13 protein-coding genes and 3 tRNA genes are annotated in these 19,003 nt (G+C 61.1%); 8 read left to right on the forward strand and 8 right to left on the reverse strand.

Features of this window, described 5'->3' with window-relative positions; translation table 11 throughout:
- Positions 1-160 precede the first annotated feature (160 nt).
- Complete coding sequence (locus GYM54_RS17345; RefSeq protein ID WP_181099927.1) at positions 161-2,446, forward strand: YgiQ family radical SAM protein; 2,286 nt, start codon at positions 161-163, stop codon at positions 2,444-2,446.
- A 36-nt stretch (positions 2,447-2,482) separates the two neighbouring features.
- On the opposite strand, the gene GYM54_RS17350 is transcribed toward GYM54_RS17345, so the two are convergent.
- Positions 2,483-4,447, reverse strand: coding sequence for a methyl-accepting chemotaxis protein (locus tag GYM54_RS17350; RefSeq protein WP_181099928.1), 1,965 nt, complete (start codon positions 4,445-4,447; stop codon positions 2,483-2,485).
- Between the two features lie 48 nt (positions 4,448-4,495).
- A complete protein-coding gene (locus tag GYM54_RS17355) occupies positions 4,496-6,109 on the reverse strand; it encodes a PleD family two-component system response regulator (protein ID WP_181099929.1) in 1,614 nt (537 codons plus the stop codon).
- Between the two features lie 215 nt (positions 6,110-6,324).
- Here GYM54_RS17355 and GYM54_RS17360 point away from each other — a divergent pair, with 215 nt between their 5' ends.
- Positions 6,325-7,380, forward strand: a complete 1,056-nt coding sequence (locus GYM54_RS17360; protein WP_131649799.1) for a DUF2333 family protein — start codon at positions 6,325-6,327, stop codon at positions 7,378-7,380.
- A gap of 227 nt (positions 7,381-7,607) precedes the next feature.
- On the opposite strand, the gene GYM54_RS17365 is transcribed toward GYM54_RS17360, so the two are convergent.
- The 4 genes from GYM54_RS17365 to GYM54_RS17380 all read right to left on the reverse strand — a co-directional run bounded on the left by GYM54_RS17365 (position 7,608) and on the right by GYM54_RS17380 (position 11,961).
- On the reverse strand, positions 7,608-8,948 hold the full coding sequence (locus tag GYM54_RS17365; RefSeq protein WP_181099930.1) for a sigma-54 dependent transcriptional regulator: 1,341 nt from the start codon (positions 8,946-8,948) through the stop codon (positions 7,608-7,610).
- Between the two features lie 99 nt (positions 8,949-9,047).
- The gene (locus tag GYM54_RS17370) at positions 9,048-10,640 is read right to left on the reverse strand and encodes a PAS domain-containing sensor histidine kinase (RefSeq protein WP_181099931.1); all 1,593 of its coding nucleotides are present in this window, start codon (positions 10,638-10,640) and stop codon (positions 9,048-9,050) included.
- Positions 10,630-10,866, reverse strand: coding sequence for a PP0621 family protein (locus GYM54_RS17375; RefSeq protein ID WP_181099932.1), 237 nt, complete (start codon positions 10,864-10,866; stop codon positions 10,630-10,632). The genes GYM54_RS17370 and GYM54_RS17375 overlap by 11 nt, the downstream gene beginning before the upstream one ends.
- A gap of 87 nt (positions 10,867-10,953) precedes the next feature.
- A complete protein-coding gene (locus GYM54_RS17380; RefSeq protein WP_181099934.1) occupies positions 10,954-11,961 on the reverse strand; it encodes an outer membrane protein assembly factor BamD in 1,008 nt (335 codons plus the stop codon).
- 275 nt (positions 11,962-12,236) lie between these two features.
- Between GYM54_RS17380 and rluD the strand changes: the two genes are divergently transcribed.
- The 6 genes from rluD to GYM54_RS17410 all read left to right on the forward strand — a co-directional run bounded on the left by rluD (position 12,237) and on the right by GYM54_RS17410 (position 17,164).
- Positions 12,237-13,211, forward strand: coding sequence for a 23S rRNA pseudouridine(1911/1915/1917) synthase RluD (gene rluD, locus GYM54_RS17385; RefSeq protein WP_131649804.1), 975 nt, complete (start codon positions 12,237-12,239; stop codon positions 13,209-13,211).
- Complete coding sequence (pgeF, locus tag GYM54_RS17390; RefSeq protein ID WP_181099936.1) at positions 13,208-13,945, forward strand: peptidoglycan editing factor PgeF; 738 nt, start codon at positions 13,208-13,210, stop codon at positions 13,943-13,945. The genes rluD and pgeF overlap by 4 nt, the downstream gene beginning before the upstream one ends.
- Positions 13,946-14,137: 192 nt before the next feature.
- On the forward strand, positions 14,138-16,708 hold the full coding sequence (clpB, locus tag GYM54_RS17395; protein ID WP_181099938.1) for an ATP-dependent chaperone ClpB: 2,571 nt from the start codon (positions 14,138-14,140) through the stop codon (positions 16,706-16,708).
- Between the two features lie 213 nt (positions 16,709-16,921).
- A tRNA-Asn gene (locus GYM54_RS17400) sits at positions 16,922-16,997 on the forward strand.
- 9 nt (positions 16,998-17,006) lie between these two features.
- Positions 17,007-17,083 (forward strand) — tRNA-Pro (locus GYM54_RS17405).
- A 5-nt stretch (positions 17,084-17,088) separates the two neighbouring features.
- Positions 17,089-17,164, forward strand: a tRNA-Lys gene (locus GYM54_RS17410).
- Positions 17,165-17,451: 287 nt separating this feature from the next.
- Here GYM54_RS17410 and GYM54_RS17415 read toward each other — a convergent pair.
- Positions 17,452-18,747 carry an NAD(P)/FAD-dependent oxidoreductase gene (locus GYM54_RS17415; RefSeq protein WP_181099940.1) on the reverse strand — a complete coding sequence of 432 codons (1,296 nt, stop codon included), beginning with the start codon at positions 18,745-18,747 and terminating at the stop codon, positions 17,452-17,454.
- Between the two features lie 51 nt (positions 18,748-18,798).
- The gene (locus GYM54_RS17420; RefSeq protein ID WP_181099942.1) at positions 18,799-18,972 is read right to left on the reverse strand and encodes a DUF3094 family protein; all 174 of its coding nucleotides are present in this window, start codon (positions 18,970-18,972) and stop codon (positions 18,799-18,801) included.
- Positions 18,973-19,003 lie beyond the last annotated feature (31 nt).

Genomic DNA, 19,003 nt, shown 5'->3' on the forward strand with positions numbered 1-19,003 from the left:
GCAGGTGAAAGCCTGAAACAAGAGAGAGAAGCTTGGTGGCGTAGTGTGGACCCCACACTGGCTTCCAGCTTCTAGCACAAAGACCGAGGTGTTTACTCGGCCTTCCTGATCATTTTTTGTGCTATATTCCGCGCCCGTTTTCGTTGCCCGGTTTTTCGCCATGCACGCTGCCAAGCCCCTGTTCGACTATCCCAAATACTGGGCCGAGTGTTTCGGCCCGGCGCCTTTCCTGCCGATGAGCAGGGTGGAGATGGATCAGCTCGGCTGGGATTCGTGCGACGTCATCATCGTCACCGGTGATGCTTACGTCGACCATCCATCGTTCGGCATGGCGATTATCGGGCGGCTGCTGGAAGCCCAGGGCTTTCGCGTTGGCATCATCAGTCAGCCGGACTGGCACAGCAAAGATGACTTCATGAAGCTCGGCGAGCCGAACCTGTTCTTCGGCATCGCCGCCGGCAACATGGACTCGATGATCAACCGCTACACGGCCGACCGAAAAATGCGTTCAGACGACGCTTATACGGCCGGTGGTCTGGCTGGAAAGCGTCCGGACCGTGCCAGCCTGGTCTATAGCCAGCGCTGCAAGGAAGCCTACAAGCACGTGCCGGTGGTGCTGGGCGGTATCGAAGCCTCGCTGCGGCGCATTGCGCATTACGACTATTGGTCCGACAAGGTGCGCCGTTCGATCCTGATGGATGCGACTGCGGATATCCTGCTCTATGGCAATGCCGAACGTGCCATCGTCGAAGTGGCCCAGCGCATCGCGCGTGGCGAAGCGGTCGAGCAGATCACCGATGTGCGCGGTACCGCCTTCATCCGCAAGAGCGCAGCTCCGGACTGGTACGAGATCGATTCGACCCGGATCGACCGACCCGGCAAGGTCGACCAGATCATCAATCCCTACGTCAGTACCCAGGACATGCAGGCCTGCGCCATCGAGAAGGACAAGGGGCCCGTCGAGGACCCGAACGAGGCGAAGGTCGTCCAGTTGCTGCCGAACCCGAAGATTGAACGCGACAGGACGGTGATCCGTCTGCCGTCGTTCGAGAAAGTGCGCAACGATCCGGCGCTGTACGCCCATGCCAACCGCGTGCTGCATCTGGAGACCAATCCGGGCAACGCCCGTGCGCTGGTGCAACGTCACGGCGATCACGACATCTGGCTGAATCCGCCGCCGATACCGCTGACCACCGAAGAGATGGACTACGTCTTCGCTTCGCCGTACGCGCGTGTTCCGCACCCGTCTTATGGCGGTGCGAAGATTCCCGCTTACGAGATGATCCGCTTCTCTGTGAACATCATGCGCGGCTGCTTTGGCGGCTGCACTTTTTGCTCGATCACCGAGCACGAGGGGCGCATCATCCAGAGCCGCTCGCACGAGTCGATCCTGCACGAGATCGAAGAGATGAAGAGTGTGCCGGGCTTCACCGGCGTGGTCTCGGACCTCGGCGGCCCGACCGCCAACATGTACCGGCTGGCCTGCAAGAGCCACGATATCGAGAAGCATTGCCGTAAACCATCCTGCGTGTTCCCGGGTATTTGCGAAAACCTCGATACCGACCACAGCTCGCTGATCGAGCTGTATCGCAAGGCGCGTGCGCTGCCTGGCGTGAAGAAGATCCTGATCGCCTCGGGCCTGCGCTACGACCTGGCGGTGGAATCGCCGGAATACGTCAAAGAGCTGGTCACCCATCATGTCGGCGGCTATCTGAAGATCGCCCCGGAGCACACCGAGCGCGGCCCGCTGGACAAGATGATGAAGCCGGGCATCGGTTCCTATGATCGCTTCAAGCGGATGTTCGAGAAGTATTCGAAGGAGGCGGGCAAGGAGCAGTACCTGATTCCGTACTTCATCGCCGCGCATCCGGGCACTACGGATGAGGACATGATGAACCTCGCCCTGTGGCTGAAGGCCAACGGCTTCCGTGCCGATCAAGTGCAAGCCTTCTATCCCTCGCCGATGGCCTCGGCCACGGCGATGTATCACAGCGGCAAGAATCCGTTGCGCAAGGTGACCTACAAGAGCGAGGGGGTAGCCATCGTCAAGAGCGAGGAGCAGCGCCGCTTGCACAAAGCCTTCCTGCGCTACCACGATCCCAAGGGCTGGCCGCTGTTGCGTGAAGCCCTGCAGCGCATGGGTCGCGCCGACTTGATCGGATCCGGCAAGCACCAGCTGATTCCTGTGCATCAGCCGGCAGCGGATGGCTACCAGAGCGCACGGCGCAAGAATTCCACGCCGGTGGGAAGCAAGAAGGCCGGGCAGGGTGGGCAGATTCTCACCCAGCACAACGGGCTGCCGCCGCGCAGCCACGACGGCAATGCCTGGGACAAGCGCGAGCAGGCCAAGGCCGCTGCTGAAGCGCGGCGCAAGGCCGCAGCCGGTGGTGGAAAGCCATCCGGCAAGAGTCGTAAACCTTCGCAGCGTCCCGCCGCGCCGCGTTGAGGTTGCTGCCACCCCAGCTTCGATGGTCCGGCGCTCTTAACTCTTGAAGGCAAGTGTCGCCTGGTTCAGTTCGCTGGCCAGGCGCAGCATCTGTTCGCTTTGCTCGCGACCGCGTCCGATATGCGTCAGATTGCTATCGCCCAGCTGATGGATGCGTTCGCTATGGCCGCGAATCTCGCTCACCGCCTCGCTCTGCTGTGCAGTTGCATGGGCGATCTGCGCCGCCATGTGTTCGATTGAGCCAATGGTGACGACGATCTGATCCAATGCCGAGTCGGCTGTTTCGGCCAGCTGGGCGGTCGCTTCGGCGTGATCTACCTGGATGCGCATGGCCTCTACCGATTGATGGGCGGCTTTCTGCAGGTTGCCGATCAGCAGTTGGATCTCTTCGGTAGCGCCGCTGGTGCGTTGCGCCAGGGTACGGACTTCATCGGCGACCACGGCGAAGCCACGGCCCTGCTCGCCTGCTCTGGCTGCCTCGATCGCGGCGTTCAGCGCAAGTAGATTGGTCTGCTCGGCGATTGAGCGAATCACGATCAACACCTTGCCGATGGTGCCGGTTTCATCGGCGAGGTGTTCGATGGCTCGGGCATTGCCCTGCACTTCGCTGACTAGGCTATGCAGTCCTGTCAGGCTCTTGCCGATGACGTCCTGCCCCTGGTTGACGGCCAGGCTGGCGGCGCGGCCGGCGTCGGCTGTCTGTTCGGCGCTATTGGCGACCTCCTGGATGGTTGCTTCCAGTTCGCTAAGAGCGTCTCGAATCTGTGCGGTGTCGCTGCTCTGACGGCTGGCGCTTCGGTGCAGATCGCTGCTCATATCCGCCAGGCTGCGGCTGTTGCCGGTGACCTCCTGGGCGTGCTGGCGCAGCGTTCCGACCAGCGTGAGCAGATAGCTGCGCAGTTGGTTGAGCGATGTGCCGATCTCGATCATTTCCGGTGTTCGGGTATGAAGCCCGACGGGTTTTTCGAAGTCGCCTCCGGCCCATGCCGAAAGCGCGGGCGCGAGCTGCGCCAACGAGCGTGTCAGCTGGCGCTGCAAACGATCGATGGCGAGCGCGATAAGCAATATCAGGGCAATGATGGTGCCCTGGATGATGCGAACCTCCGATTGGATGCGTCCATGTTCGGCGCGAATTACCGGCTCCAGTTCGGCGAGTGCCAGCTGCAGCGCAGCGATTTTTTGTGCGCTGCCGGTCATTAGTTCGCTGCGTTGCTGGATCTGTTCCCGCGTGCGTTGAAGCTCGGCAGGGTAGCGATTGATCAGCCCAAGCAAGTCGCGCTTGAGGGCGATGCCCTGGTCTTCAGCGGCCTGCTCGGACTGCTCCTGTTCAAGATTCAGTAATGCGGCGAAGGCGCTGGCACCCGTGCGCTGTTCGGTTGCGATGCCCAGCAAAGGCAGCGCATCGAGCGTGTCCGCTTCCTTGCTCAGTGTCTGCAATACCTGATTCACCTCCATCGCCAGTTCGTCCTGACCGCTGCTGACCAGCTTGCCGCGCGCATGACTGAGGCGCAGCAGCTGGCGGCTGGCCTCGAATAGCGGTGTCTGGTATGACTGCGCCGCAGCCTGGGAGCTTTGCGCTACGTATCGATGCAGCTGTGCCAATGTACCGGCAATCTCCCGCTCGGCTTGCAACAGCAGGCCTTGGGGATCGCCAGCGAGCTTGCCGGCGGCCAGCAACTCGCTGGCAGTGTATTGCTCAAGCTGCTCCAGGCTGGGTCTTAGGCGATCGGCAAACTGGTTCGGCAGGGCTTCCACCTCCGCCGAAAGCCCTTCCAGCGCCTGCATCGCCGCGCTGTGGCTGATCGCGTTTCCGCTAGCCAGGTAGTCATGGATATTGTGAGCGGCCTGGTGCTCGAATCGCTGAGAAAGCCCAAGATAGCTATCCATCAGTTGATAAGGGCGCCGCAGTTCGCGCTCAGACCACCAGAGCGTGATGCCCAAGGCGAGGCAGATCGCAACGAGCAGGCATGTGTTGACTGTGGTGAGCGACTTCAGGCGCATCCTGACCTCCAAATGGTAGGGAGGTCAGCAATGTATGGCTATTTGATGTCACCCATGTGACAGGGTGTACCGCTCGACTCGGTTACGGCCGCCGTGTTTGGCGCGGTAGAGCGCTTCGTCAGCCTGCTTGGTAAGCGACCGGGTGTCGGCGCCGGGAGTCAGTTCGGCAATGCCGCAACTGAAGGTGCAGGACAGGTCGGCTGGTTGTGCCGGGTAGCGGATCTCGGCAAAGCGCAGGCGGATTTCGTCGAGCACCTTTGCCGCGTTTTCGATATCGGTGTTCGGCAGCACCACAGCGAACTCCTCCCCACCATAGCGGCCAATATGGTCGGTCTTGCGCAAACGCTGCTTCAGGAACAGGGCGAGGCTTTTGATGACTCTGTCGCCCATGGGATGCCCGTAGGTGTCGTTGACCTTTTTGAAATGATCGATATCGATCATGGCGAAGCACAGTGGCTGACCGTCTCGGCGGGCTCGTGAGGCGGCGTCTTCGAGCAACTGCAGGCTGTGCGTATGGTTGTATAGCCCGGTCAGGCTGTCGCGAACGATTCGTGCCTTGAGATTGCGTGCCCGCTCGGCGCGAGTCCGCACGGTAGCGATCAGATGGCTTGGCTTGATCGGTTTGGTCAGGAAGTCATCACCGCCTTCGTTCATCGCATCGAGCTGTTTTTCGAGATCATCTTCCGCCGACAGATAGATGATCGGCACGCTCACGTAGCGTTCGTGCTGCCGAATGACCTTGGCTAGTTCGGTGCCCAGACATTCGGGCATGTACATGTCCAGGATGATCAGATCGGGCTGGAATTCAGCCAGATAAGTAAAGGCCTGAATGGGTTCGTTGAGCGTCTGGGTGATGATCCCCGCGTTGTTCAGTACGCGTTCGGTATGTGTCGCCTGGGCACGCGAGTCGTCGATGATGAGCACGCGGAAGGGTTCGTAGTGGGCGGTACGGGTAAGCACTTCGACCTTTTCCAGCAGGCTCGATGCGTCAATGGTACCGGTGAAGAATTCAAGGCCACCGGCGCGCACCGCGGCCAGGCGCATGGGCGTGTCGGTTTCCTCGTGGCTGAAGAAGATCAACGGCAGTTTCTCTTCCAGGCCCAGTTGCACGCGCTCGGCGAGTTTCAGCCCTTCGCCCGGGCCATTGAAGTCAACATCCATGATCAGGGCTGCGGGGTGGCGCTCATGCATGGCGGCACGAAACGCTTCGTCGCTGGCAAATGCCTGAGCGGCCATGCTGAAGAACTCAAGCTGGCGGACCACGTGATTGGCGCGCTCGTTGTCCTCCAGGGCGATGTAGATAGGCTTGCTCAATGCCGGGACATAGCCGGACTGCCCGCGCGGATCGCTATGACGCAGGCCGGTACGGGCCAGGCGATAGATCAGTTGACTGAGGGTGGCGATGGTGTCGCTCGACAAGCGCCCGCGGTTTTCGTTGATATCCCCCAGGCACTCCTCGATAGCGAGTGCGAGTTGTCGATGCTCGGTCTGTTCGAAGCGTTCGGCAAATCGCCGCAGGCGTTGGCTGGCATCGGCAAGGGCAGTTCGGTAGTGATCGTTCCATTCGCTGCGTTGCAGCTGCTGCCAGACTTCGAGTACCTCTCGTGCCTGGTGGATCACCCGTTGCGCGAAGTGCTGTTTGAGTTCTTCTTGGTCCGACATTTTCGGTTCTCTGGGCCCGCTGCGGCAGTCTTCTGAGAGGGCGCGATGGTGGCCGCATGCTACCACTGAACTGGTCGATCGACAGCGTGCACGTAGGTGGCTTGGTTCTCATTATGAGGTTTGGGTGAATCGGCTGCGTTATAGTGGTTCGCCTGCCGCAACGCTCTTAGCGACCGATGGTCGAATCTTTGCATTTTGAGAAGAAGGACAGACCCATGTTGGATTGGAAGAACCGCTTCGGCCGTCTCGGCTCGTCGGGAAGCACAGCCAGGACGGACGGGACGACTCGCAATCCGTTGGTGCTGGCGCTCGTCGCAGTGATTGCAGTCTATTTGCTGGTTGCGTTGCTGGTGGGCTGGTACTGGAGTTCCGAGCCTGATCGCTTCTCGGTGCAACAGCACGTTCAGCAGGCAGCCAATGCTTCGCAGCAGCAGATCGTCAATGGCTACACCACAGTCGAGACCCTCAAGCGGGTTGCCAGCACCCTGCTGGACAAGCCAGGCGGCTACCTGACCAATGACGTCGCGCCACCCGGCCTGTGGCTGGACAACATGCCCAGCTGGGAATACGGGGTCCTGGTTCAGGTGCGTGATCTTAGCCGAGCGTTGCGCAAGGACTTTGCACGATCACAATCCCAATCGACCGAGGATACCGACCTGTCCAAGGCCGAGCCGTTGTTCAATTTCGACAATCGCAGCTGGGCTCTGCCTGCCAGCGAATCGGAATACCGCAACGGCATCCGCTATCTGGACCGTTACCTGGCGCGCTTGAGCGACCCAGCGCCCAAGGCGCAGTTCTATTCGCGTGCCGATAATCTGAATAACTGGCTGGGGGATGTCGGTACTCGGCTGGGCTCGCTGTCCCAGCGACTGTCGGCCAGCGTTGGCCGGGTACGCCTGGATGCCCAGGTGGCGCCGGAGCTGGAGCGCGAAGGCGTGCAGCAAGTGCTTGAGGAAGAGCGCGTCGAAACCGCCTGGCTGCAGATCGATAACGTGTTCTACGAGGCGCGTGGGCAGGCTTGGGCGTTGTCGCATCTACTGCGCGCCATTGAAGTGGACTTCGCTGATGTGCTGGCGAAGAAGAACGCGACGATCAGCGTCAGGCAGATCATCCGTGAGCTCGAAGCTGCACAGGAGCCGCTCTGGAGCCCGATGGTGCTCAACGGCAGTGGCTATGGCGTGCTGGCGAATCATTCGCTGGTGATGGCGAACTACATCTCGCGTGCCAACGCGGCGATCATCGATCTGCGCATGCTGCTGTCGCAGGGGTGAAGGCGAGAGGGGGGCTGGAGGCTGGAAAGCTGAGCGAATAAGGATGTGAGCGTTGCAGGGGCGGCGTTTCGTTTCAGCCTTGCTGTTTTCGGTGCCTGGTTTGGTGGGCTGAAGCCCACCCTACCTACTTGCAGCTTGCAGCTTGCAGCTTGCAGCTTGCAGCTTGCAGCTTGCAGCTTGCAGCTTGCAGCTTGCAGCTTGCAGCTTGCAGCTTGCAGCTCAGCTTCTCAATCCAACCCGAGTTTCTTCAGCCGATAACGCATCGAGCGGAACGACAGCCCCAGCCGTTGGGCGGCCGCGGTGCGGTTCCAGCGGGTTTCTTCCAGCGCCTGCATGATCAGCTTGCGTTCGACATCCTCGAGGTGGTCTTCGAGGTTGTCGATTTGCGCGAGGTTCGCTTCGCCGTTTTCCGACGTGCCGGGTGCGTCTGCCAGGCGCAGATCGCTGAGCTTGATCTCATCGCCTTCGCAAAGCGTGTAGGCCCGTTCCAGCATATTTTCCAGCTCGCGAACGTTACCGGGAAACCGATAGCTCTGCAGTTTGGCCACTGCGTCGGGATGTAGTCGCGCCGGCGTGTCGTTGCATTCCCGGGCTAGGCGGCGGAGCATGGCTTCGGCCAATTGAGCGATATCTTCGCGGCGCTCCCGCAGCGGGGGTACGCGCAGCTCGATGACGTTGAGCCGATAGTAAAGGTCCTGACGGAAACGGCCGGCCGCCACTTCGCTGGCGAGATCCTTATGGGTGGCGCAGAGAATCCGTACGTCCACCACCACCTCTTTCGCGCCGCCGACCGAGCGGACGGCTTTTTCCTGAATCGCGCGCAGCAGTTTCACTTGCATCGGAAGGGGCAGGTCCGCCACTTCGTCAAGAAACAAGGTCCCGCCATCGGCTGCCTGGAACAGGCCCGGTTTGTCTTCCACCGCGCCCGTGAAACTGCCCTTCTTATGGCCGAAAAATTCGCTCTCCATCAGCTCCGATGGAATCGCGCCACAGTTGACCGGAACGAACGGGCGCTCGTGACGTGGACCTTGCTCATGGATCAGCCGCGCCACCAACTCCTTGCCACTGCCGGACTCACCGCTGATGTAGACCGGCGCCTGACTGCGTGCCAGTTTGCCGATCTGTTTGCGTAACACGTTCATCGGTGGCGAGGCGCCGAGCAGACGGCTATCGACGCTCAGATCATTGGGGTTCGGCGCACGCAGCCGCAGCGCCGTGTTGACCAGTTCCCGTAGCCGGCCAAGATCGACCGGTTTGGTGAGAAAGTCGAAAGCACCGGCTTTGAGCGCTCCGATGGCCGTATCGAGGCTGCCGTAGGCGGTAATCATCGCCACAGGAAGTTGTGGATACTGTTGCTGGATGAACTGCACCATCTCCAGTCCGCAGCCATCGGGCAGGCGCATGTCGGTCAGGCACAGGTCGTAATGCTCGCGCGCCAGGCACTCGCGGGCTTCCTTGAGATTGCGGGCGCTGCGGGTGTCCAGCTTCATGCGCCCGAGGGTGATCTCCAGGAGTTCCCGGATATCGGGTTCGTCATCGATGATCAGCGCTTTCTGGCGGGCGGTCATGGTCTCGATCTTTCGGTTGTGGCGCGGAGTCGGCAATGTTAACGCTACAGCGCGTGCTTTGTACCGCGACCTGGCTGATGTGTGACCCGTGCCGCCTCGTCAGGTCAGCTTGCGCGGATGCGCGAAGACGATACGGAAGCAACTGCCGCCCTCGGCTCGTTCTCGGTAGTCCAGACGAGCCTGGTTGCTTTCGCATAGCTCTCGAGAGATATAGAGGCCCAGCCCCGTGCCCTTGTTCTCTGTCGTAAAAAAAGGCTCGAAAATATTCTGCAGTTTGTCGGTTGGCACGCCTGGGCCGTCGTCGAGCACTTCGAGCACCGGCAGATCGCTGGACTCGTCGCGGAACAGCTGTAGCCACACCTGTGCTTGATCGTTCAGCTGGCCGCTGTAGCGAAGGCCGTTCTGCACGAGGTTGGTCAGCACCTGGATCAGCTGGTTCGGGTCCATGCGGGTCTGCAGGGAGCTGCCGCGGGTTTCCACGTGCACGCGCTGATGTGGCGGCAAGTTCTCACGGAACTCGCTGGCGAATCGATGCGCCCAGTATTTCAGGTCCAGTAATTGCGGCTCGGCCTGGCGTCGGCGTGACAGCTGCAGCACGTTTTCGATGACCAGATTCATGCGCCGCGAATGGTCCTGAATGATCTGCGTTAGCCGCAGATCCGCCGCGTCCAGGACTTCCGACTCCTGCAGCAACTGAGCGGCGTGGCTGATTGCGCCGAGCGGGTTGCGGATCTCGTGGGCGATGCTTGCCGTCAAGCGGCCAAGGGATGCCAGCTTGAGCTGCTGGGCTTTCTGCGCGATCTGAGAAATGTCCTCGAGAAACACCAGGGTGTCCTGTTTCACGCCGTGCTGCAGGATGGCGAAGCTCGGTTGTAACGTGGCGCCGTTGGGCGTTGCTTTGAAATTGCGCGGGCGCAGGGTCGGGTTGTCGCGCCATTGTTGCAGGCCTTTGATTAGGTCGGGGCAGCGTGGCGCCAGCCGCTCTCCAGCCAGTGATTGTTGGCCAAGCAGGTCGAGCGCGCCTTGATTGGCGAGCAGCACGCGTTCCGCTTGGTCGAGCACGAGTATCCCGGTGCGCATACGCTGCAGGATTTGCGCATTCAGCGCTTCGAGGTTGGCGACTTCCTCTGCGCGTTGGCGTGCCAGGGTTTCGCTGACCTGCAGCCGCCGCGTCAGACCTTGCACCAATAGCGCGGCGGCGAAGCAGAGCGTGCCCAGCGCTGCGGCCTGGACGTACTGGCTGCCCGTGGAGGGATCGCTGAGGCTGAGGTAGAAAGTCAGGTAGATGAGCCCGGTCGCGGCAACCGCGGCGATGAAAAAACCGATGCGCCCATGCAGCAGTATGTTGGAGATGGCGACCGCGACGATCAGCAGGTTGCCGATCCCGCTGGGCGTGCCGCCGGCAAAATAGAACAGCGCCGTGAGGAGTACGACGTCCAGCAGGGCGAGGCCCAGCACCGGCAGCTCTCGCTTCGGGTTCTGCAGCAGTACGGTGATGAGAATATTAAGAATCAGGTAGACCCAGGCGCCATAGTGAAAGGCCGCCGGGTTGACCATGCGCATCAGGTCGCTATGCAGATCGCTGCTGATGAGCAGCACCAGCACGAGGCCGATCGCAACGCGATAGAGATGGTAGAGGCGAAGGATTCGCTGGCCTTGGTGGCCCAAAAACGTCAGGCGCTCAATTCCCACCTGACTGATTGTCCTGTTCCAGGTGTCCCTGGCTGCAGTACCAGCGATCATGATTCGGCAGCGCTTGCTCGCGTGGCAGATGCACGCCACAGTGAGCGCAGCGAACCATCATTACGGTGGTCTGTTGCGGTTTGCCGGTTGCCTTCGGCTTGCTTATCAGGCGGCGCCAGAGCCAGAACGCCGCAGCAATCAGAATGATCCAGAACAACAGACGAAACAGGCCCATATTGCTACTTCCTGGCTAAGGCGTGCGGATCTGCCGTCTGGCAGGTTCTGTGGTATTGCACGTTGGTCGTCCTGGCGTCGGGCTGCCTTAGTCGAACAGGCCGAAGGTCAGGTAACTCCACCAGGAGCGGCCTTCACCTTCTTGCTCGTTTTCCGCTTCGGCTTCTGCCTCCCGCAGGACGGGGCGCAGTTCGTCAGGCAGATCCTGTGCGGCGTTTTCGTACTGGCGCACGACGTCGCGGTTGGATTGCGAGGTGTCCGGAACCTCGTTTTCCGTTTCGATCAGGCCAAGCGTGGCGCGAGACAGCCAGCCGCGGTTGTCGGCTTCTTCTTCGCGCGGCACGAACTCGCCGTCTTCCAGGCTAGGATGCTGTGGGTAGTTGAGCTTCAGTGTTTCCAGACTGGTGCCGGCTAGGTCGTCGAGTCCCAGGCGCTGGTAGGCTTCCGTCATGACGGCCAGACCATCGCCTACAGCGGGTGTGCCCTGGAAGTTTTCCACCACGTAGCGGCCGCGGTTGGCCGCAGCGACATAGGCCTGGCGACGCAGGTAGTAATCGGCGACATGGATTTCGTTTGCCGCCAGCAGATTACGCAAATAGATCATGCGTGCCTTTGCGTCCGGGGCGTAGCGGCTATTCGGGAAGCGGGTGGTCAGTTGGGCGAATTCGTTGAAGGAATCGCGCGCGGCACCCGGATCACGCTTGGTCATGTCCAGTGGCAGAAAGCGCGCGAGCAGCCCGCGATCTTGGTCAAAGGAGGCTAGGCCCTTCAGGTAGTAGGCGTAATCGACGCTCGGATGCTGTGGGTGCAGACGAATGAATCGTTCGGCCGAGGAGCGCGCGGCTTCGGGCTCGGTATTGCGATAGTAGGCGTAGATCAGTTCCAGCTGCGCCTGCTCGGCGAAGCGGCCGAAAGGATAGCGAGACTCAAGGGTCTTCAGTTTGTTGATGGCGCTGGTATAGCTCTTGTTGTCCAGGTCGGCCTGTGCCTGCCGGTACAGTTCCGCTTCGCCGAGGTTTTCGCTGATGGTTTCGTTCGATGAGCAGGCAGCGGTTAGGGCGAAAATGGCGATCAGCAGCAGGTGTTTCACTTGCATGGCGGCTTGCGTCCCTGTGACGGCTGGCTGTCTCGCGCTGAGCCGTCCTGTTATGATGAGCGCCCCGGTTGGCCGGGACAAAGACGCCGTATTTAAACACAAGCGTGTTGCCGAAACCAAAGGCTCCGCCTGCGTCGCTATCCACAGGTCGGTTCTTCTTGTACGTCAGCCAGTTTGTCATTGGCCTTTGGCGGCACTCGGTCGAAATCGCTCGTCACCCTGGCCTAACTGCCGCACCCTTTGCCTTTCCCCTCATTTATGAAGCGCCCTTAATTATGTCCACGATCTCGACTCAGGCCATCCATCTTCGCGCCGAGGTGCCGTTCGACCTCGGCGGGCAGCGCCTCGATCAGGTCGCGGCTCAGCTTTTTTCGGAACATTCCCGTTCGCGCCTCGCTGCTTGGATTAAGGACGGGCGGCTGACGGTAGACGGCGCCGCGTTGCGTCCCCGCGATACTGTGCATGCGGGCGCGGTTCTGGAGCTTTCCGCCGAGCAACAGGCGCAGGGCGAGTGGGTGGCGCAGGATATTCCGCTGGATATCGTCTTCGAGGATGAGCACATCCTGGTGCTGAACAAGCCGTCTGGTCTGGTGGTGCATCCCGCGGCAGGGCATGCCGATGGCACGCTACTCAACGCACTGCTGCACCATGTGCCGGATCTGATCAATGTGCCGCGCGCCGGCATCGTGCATCGTCTGGATAAGGACACGACGGGGCTGATGGTCGTGGCCAAGACGCTGCAAGCGCAGACGCGTCTGGTCGAGCAGCTGCAGGCGCGCAGCGTCAGCCGCATCTACGAAGCCATCGTCATTGGTGTGATCATCACCGGCGGTACTGTCGACGCGCCCATCGGCCGGCACGGCCAGCAGCGCCAACGCATGGCGGTGGTTGAAGGCGGCAAGCCCGCCGTCAGTCACTATCGAGTGCTGGAGCGCTTCCGTTCGCACACCCATGTCCGGGTCAAGCTGGAAACCGGGCGCACCCACCAGATTCGCGTGCATATGACCCATATTGGCTATCCGCTGGTGGGTGACCCACTGTATAGCGGGCGCTTCCGTATTCCGCCGGCAGCGAACCCGACCATGGTGCAGACGCTGCGCGACTTCCCACGACAGGCGCTGCATGCGCGGTTTCTCGAGCTTGACCATCCGGTCAGTGGTGAGCGGCTGAAATGGGAATCGCCGTTGCCGGATGATTTCGTCTGGTTGCTGGCGCTGCTGCAGCAGGATCGCGAGGCGTTCGTCGGGTGAGCGCCTGGCCTGGCGACTGGATCGTCCCCGACTGGCCGGCCCCGCAGCACGTGCGGGCCTGTGTCACCACCCGCAACGGCGGGACGAGTCAGGCGCCTTTCGACAGCTTCAACCTGGGTGATCACGTCGACGATGATCCGGTCGCTGTGGCTGCAAATCGGCAGCGCTTGCAGCAGCTGCTCGGTTGCCAGCCGGCCTGGATGAGTCAGGTGCATTCGAGCTCTATCGTCGAAGCTGATCCGAATGCATGTCCCGCCGCCGATGCCAGCTGGACGGGCGCGCAGGGTATCGCCAGCGCCGTACTGACCGCCGACTGCCTTCCGGTGTTGTTCTGCAACCTCGGCGGGACCCGGGTAGCGGCCGCGCATGCCGGCTGGCGCGGGTTGGCCGGCGGCGTGCTGGAGGCGACGGTGGCAGCGATGGGCGGGTCAGATGCGCAGTTGATAGCCTGGCTCGGTCCGGCGATCGGACCCGCTGCATTCGAGGTCGGCTCCGAGGTGCGTGAGGCGTTCGTGTCACAGCATGCAATAGCAGCCGAAGCGTTCGTACCCAGCCGCAACGCAGGTCGCTACATGGCTGATATCTATCAGCTCGCCCGCATCCGGCTTGCTGCCTGCGGTGTCACCAGGGTCTTCGGCGGGGGCTTGTGTACCGTGACTGACCCTCGCTTCTATTCCTATCGTCGGGCCGCTCGTACCGGACGCTTCGCCAGCTTGGTCTGGATAGACGGATAAAGAGCGGCAAGCTGGAGCTGCAAGGGCGCGTCTGGCAACCCCAAACCGGCAAGTTGCAGCCCCACCCATGACATGCATCAGCCCCATCCGGCTTGAATCTCTCACAATCAGCCTCATCTAAGTTTCCATCTCGCAGGCTTTCGTTCGAGGTGCGATTGAGTGCGCCGGCCTGCCTTACTGAAAGGTGACTACATGCGTATCGATCGTTTGACCAGCAAGCTGCAGCTTGCCCTCTCCGATGCCCAGTCCATCGCCGTCGGTCTTGATCATCCCTCCATCGAGCCGCTGCATTTGATGCAGGCGCTGCTCGATCAGCAGGGCGGTTCGATCAGGTCGCTGCTGATGCAGGTGGGTTTTGACATCAACGGCTTGCGCCAGGCTTTGACCAAGGAGCTGGATCAGCTGCCCAAGCTGCAGAACCCCACGGGTGACATGAACATGTCGCAGGATCTGGCACGTCTGCTCAACCAGGCCGACCGCTTGGCGCAGCAGAAGGGTGATCAGTACATTTCCAGTGAATTGGTGCTGCTCGCAGCGCTCGATAGTAATACCCGGCTGGGCAAGTTGCTGCTGGCCCAAGGTGTAAGCAAGAAGGCGCTGGAAAACGCTATCGCCAACCTGCGCGGTGGCGATGCGGTCAACGATCCCAATGTGGAGGAATCGCGTCAGGCGCTGGATAAGTACACCGTCGACATGACCAAGCGGGCCGAAGACGGCAAGCTCGACCCGGTGATCGGCCGCGACGACGAGATTCGCCGAACCATCCAGGTGCTGCAGCGGCGGACCAAGAACAACCCGGTGCTCATCGGCGAGCCTGGTGTCGGCAAGACTGCCATCGTCGAGGGGCTGGCCCAGCGCATCGTCAACGGCGAGGTGCCCGACGGCCTCAAGGATAAGCGCTTGCTGGCGTTGGATATGGGCGCATTGATCGCCGGCGCTAAGTTTCGCGGGGAGTTTGAGGAGCGCCTCAAGGCCGTGCTCAATGAGTTGTCCAGGCAGGAAGGCCGGGTCATCCTGTTCATCGACGAGCTGCACACCATGGTCGGCGCCGGCAAAGCCGAGGGCGCCATGGATGCCGGCAACATGCTCAAACCGGCACTGGCGCGTGGCGAGCTGCACTGCGTCGGCGCCACCACGCTGGATGAGTATCGCCAGTACATCGAGAAGGATGCGGCACTGGAGCGGCGCTTCCAGCGCGTTCAGGTCGATGAGCCGAGCGAAGAAGACACCATCGCCATCTTGCGCGGCCTGAAGGAGCGCTACGAGGTGCATCACGGCGTATCCATCACCGACGGCGCGATCATCGCCGCCGCGAAGCTGTCGCACCGCTACATCACTGATCGGCAACTGCCGGACAAGGCCATCGACCTGATCGATGAGGCGGGTAGTCGCATTCGCATGGAGATCGACTCCAAGCCTGAGGAATTGGATCGCCTCGATCGACGCTTGATCCAGTTGAAGATCGAGCGCGAGGCGCTGAAGAACGAAGACGACGAGGCGACCCGCAAGCGCCTGGCCAAGCTCGACGAGGAAATCGTCAAGCTGGAGCGCGAATACGCCGATCTGGAAGAGATCTGGAAATCGGAAAAAGCCGAGGTGCAGGGCTCCGCCCAGATGCATCAGAGGATCGAGCAGGCCAAGGCCGAACTCGAAGCCGCGCGACGCAAGGGCGACCTGGCGCGTATGGCCGAGCTGCAGTACGGCATCATTCCGGATCTGGAGCGCAGCCTGCAGATGGTCGACCAGCACGGCAAGGCGGAGAACCAGTTGCTGCGCAACAAGGTGACCGATGAAGAGATCGCCGAGGTCGTCTCAAAATGGACCGGTATCCCGGTCTCGAAAATGCTTGAAGGCGAGCGCGAGAAGCTGTTGAAGATGGAGGATCTACTGCATCAGCGAGTGATCGGGCAGCACGAGGCGGTGGTTTCGGTGGCCAACGCGGTGCGCCGCTCGCGTGCCGGTCTAGCCGATCCGAATCGTCCCAGCGGTTCCTTTTTGTTCCTTGGGCCAACCGGCGTGGGCAAGACTGAATTGTGCAAGGCGCTGGCCGAATTCCTTTTCGATACCGAGGAGGCGATGATCCGCATCGATATGTCCGAGTTCATGGAGAAGCATTCGGTGGCGCGGCTGATCGGTGCGCCTCCGGGTTATGTCGGGTACGAAGAGGGCGGTTACCTGACCGAAGCGGTACGCCGCAAGCCGTACTCGGTGGTGCTGCTGGATGAGGTCGAGAAGGCTCACCCGGACGTCTTCAATATTCTCCTGCAAGTGCTCGAGGACGGCCGCCTGACTGATAGCCACGGACGTACGGTGGATTTCCGCAATACGGTGATTGTGATGACCTCGAACCTGGGATCAAGCCAGATCCAGGATCTGGTGGGCGATCCCGATGCGCAGCGGGCGGCGGTCATGGACGCGGTAAGCAGCCACTTCCGGCCGGAATTCATCAACCGTATCGATGAGGTGGTGGTGTTCGATCCTCTGGCGCGCGAACAGATCGCGGGTATCGCTCAGATCCAGTTGGGCCGCTTGCGGCAGCGTCTGGCCGAGCGTGAGTTGAGCCTTGAGCTCAGCGAAGAGGCGATGAGCAAGCTGGTCGCGGTTGGCTACGACCCGGTCTATGGCGCGCGGCCACTGAAGCGTGCCATTCAGCGCTGGATTGAAAACCCGCTCGCTCAAGACATCCTGTCTGGCGCGTTCGAACCGGGGGCCAGCATAGCCGGCACAGTTGAGGGTGATGAGATCCGCTTCGCCAAGGCTTGAGGTCGGCGGCAGGGCCACCCAGCCAAGGTGGCTCTGTCGAGGTTGTGGCAAGGCTCCCGTGTCGTTCGTCGCGAGTCGGCTGAGCTCGCAACGCGTTGTAGTAAATCGCATTTTTTCTGTTGACAGGCGCGTCGAGAACCGTAAAATGGCGCGCCTCTGAAGGGGGTTTGCAAAGCATCACAGCGAACCATCCGAAGAGCTGGAAGTGATAGTTCCGCGATAGCTCAGTCGGTAGAGCAAATGACTGTTAATCATTGGGTCCCTGGTTCGAGTCCAGGTCGCGGAGCCAATTTCCAATCGGGGTATAGCGCAGTCCGGTAGCGCGCCTGCTTTGGGAGCAGGATGTCGGGAGTTCGAATCCCCCTACCCCGACCATTTTTGGGTCGTTAGCTCAGTTGGTAGAGCAGTTGGCTTTTAACCAATTGGTCGTAGGTTCGAATCCTACACGACCCACCAAAAAGCGCTAAAGGCGCACGAGAGCCGGAAGATCCGAGAGGGTCTTCCGGCTTTTTCTTGTGTGCGTTTTTCGAAGGTCGTTTGTAGGAGCGAGCTCGCTCACGAACGGGGACTCAAATCGCAGCCGTAAATTGTGGCCTTGCGCATATATTGGCGAAGCACTGCGGGCAATCGCTAACCCGCGCACGCTTGTCTTCTTTTGGGCGAGGCCTGCTGCATCGGCATTCGCGAAGTGACGCCATGAGCCATGCTCGCGCGGAGCGGGAATAGACCCATGGGCATAAAGCTCAGTGCAGTTTCAGGCGCGGCACGGTACTGGTGCTGAGTTTGTCGCCAATCATCATCAGCGTGGTACGAGCTACTCCATACAGCGCGATCTGATGCATTCGGTATAGCGAGACATAGAACATCCGCGCCAACCAGCCCTCAAGCATGACGTTGCCTGTGAGATTGCCCATCAGATTGCCGACCGCAGAGAAGCTCGAGAGCGAAATCAGAGAGCCGTAATCACGGTAGCGATAGCTAGGCAGGTTTTGGCCTTCGAGGCGTCGAGCGATCGATTTAGCCAACAGTGAAGCCTGCTGATGCGCGGCCTGTGCGCGCGGCGGTACGTTGCGGTCGCTGTCCGGTTGAGGGCAGGCGGCGCAGTCGCCAAAGGCGAATATGTTCTCGTCCCGCGTGGTTTGCAGAGTTGGCAGAACTTGCAGCTGATTGATCCGGTTGGTTTCCAGGCCGTCGATTTCGTGCAGGAAGCTCGGCGCCCGGATACCGGCTGCCCAGACTTTCAGGGTCGCCGCTACGAAGCCGCCATTGCTGGTATGCAGACCTTCCTCGGTTACCTCGCTCACGGCGGCGTTGGTCAGCACGGTCACGCCCAGGTTCTGTAGTGTCTGGTGCACAGGTTGGCTGATGCGCTCTGGCAAAGCCGGCAGAACCCTCGGACCAGCCTCTATAAGCGTGATATGGACGTTTTCCGGTTTGATGCCGTCCAGGCCGTAAGCAGCGAGCTCGCGTGCGGCATGGTGGAGCTCGGCGGCAAGCTCGACGCCCGTCGCGCCGGCGCCGACGATCGCCATGTTGATGGTGCCGTGGCGGCCTTCGCTGGCGTGAGCGTGCATGTAGTGGCTGAGCAAGCGGCGGTGAAAGCGCTCAGCCTGCTCACGGGTGTCGAGGAAGATGCAGTGTTCGGCTGCGCCTTTGGTGCCGAAGTCATTGGTGGTGCTGCCGACCGCGACCACCAGGGTGTCGTAGCTGAGCGTGCGAGCCGGTACCAGCACGGCGCCGTGTTCGTCGAGCGAGGCGGCAAGGTGTACGCATTTGCGCTCCCGCTCAAGTCCGCTCATACGGCCGAGCTGGAACTCAAAATGGTTCCATTTGGCCTGTGCGACGTAATTGAGCTCATCGGCGGACGAGTTCAGCGAGCCGGCAGCGACCTCATGCAGCAGTGGCTTCCAGATATGCGTCAGATTGGCGTCGATCAGGGTGATGCGCGCCTTGCGGCGCTTGCCCAGCGTTCTACCCAGGCGGGTGGCAAGCTCCAGGCCGCCGGCGCCGCCGCCGACGATTACGATACGGTGTGTCATGGGATGGACTCATAAGGCTTTGCGGAATTCGGTTGCTCATCTGGGCGATACTCATAACACCAGGCGGCTGAGGAGGCGGCTCAATAAGCCCAGGCCGATGATCGTCACGAGTATCAGCGCAAGGAGCAGCCAGGGCCGAAAGGGGCGGCGCTCGACTTGGTGCTGTGGCGCGCTGAGGTATTGGTCAACGCGTTTTTGGTCGTCGGGGTTCAGGCGGCTGGGCATACGCACCTCGAAGGATATGCGGGCATTCTAG

It is taken from the genome of Pseudomonas sp. MTM4 (assembly GCF_019355055.1).
Lineage (GTDB): Bacteria > Pseudomonadota > Gammaproteobacteria > Pseudomonadales > Pseudomonadaceae > Stutzerimonas.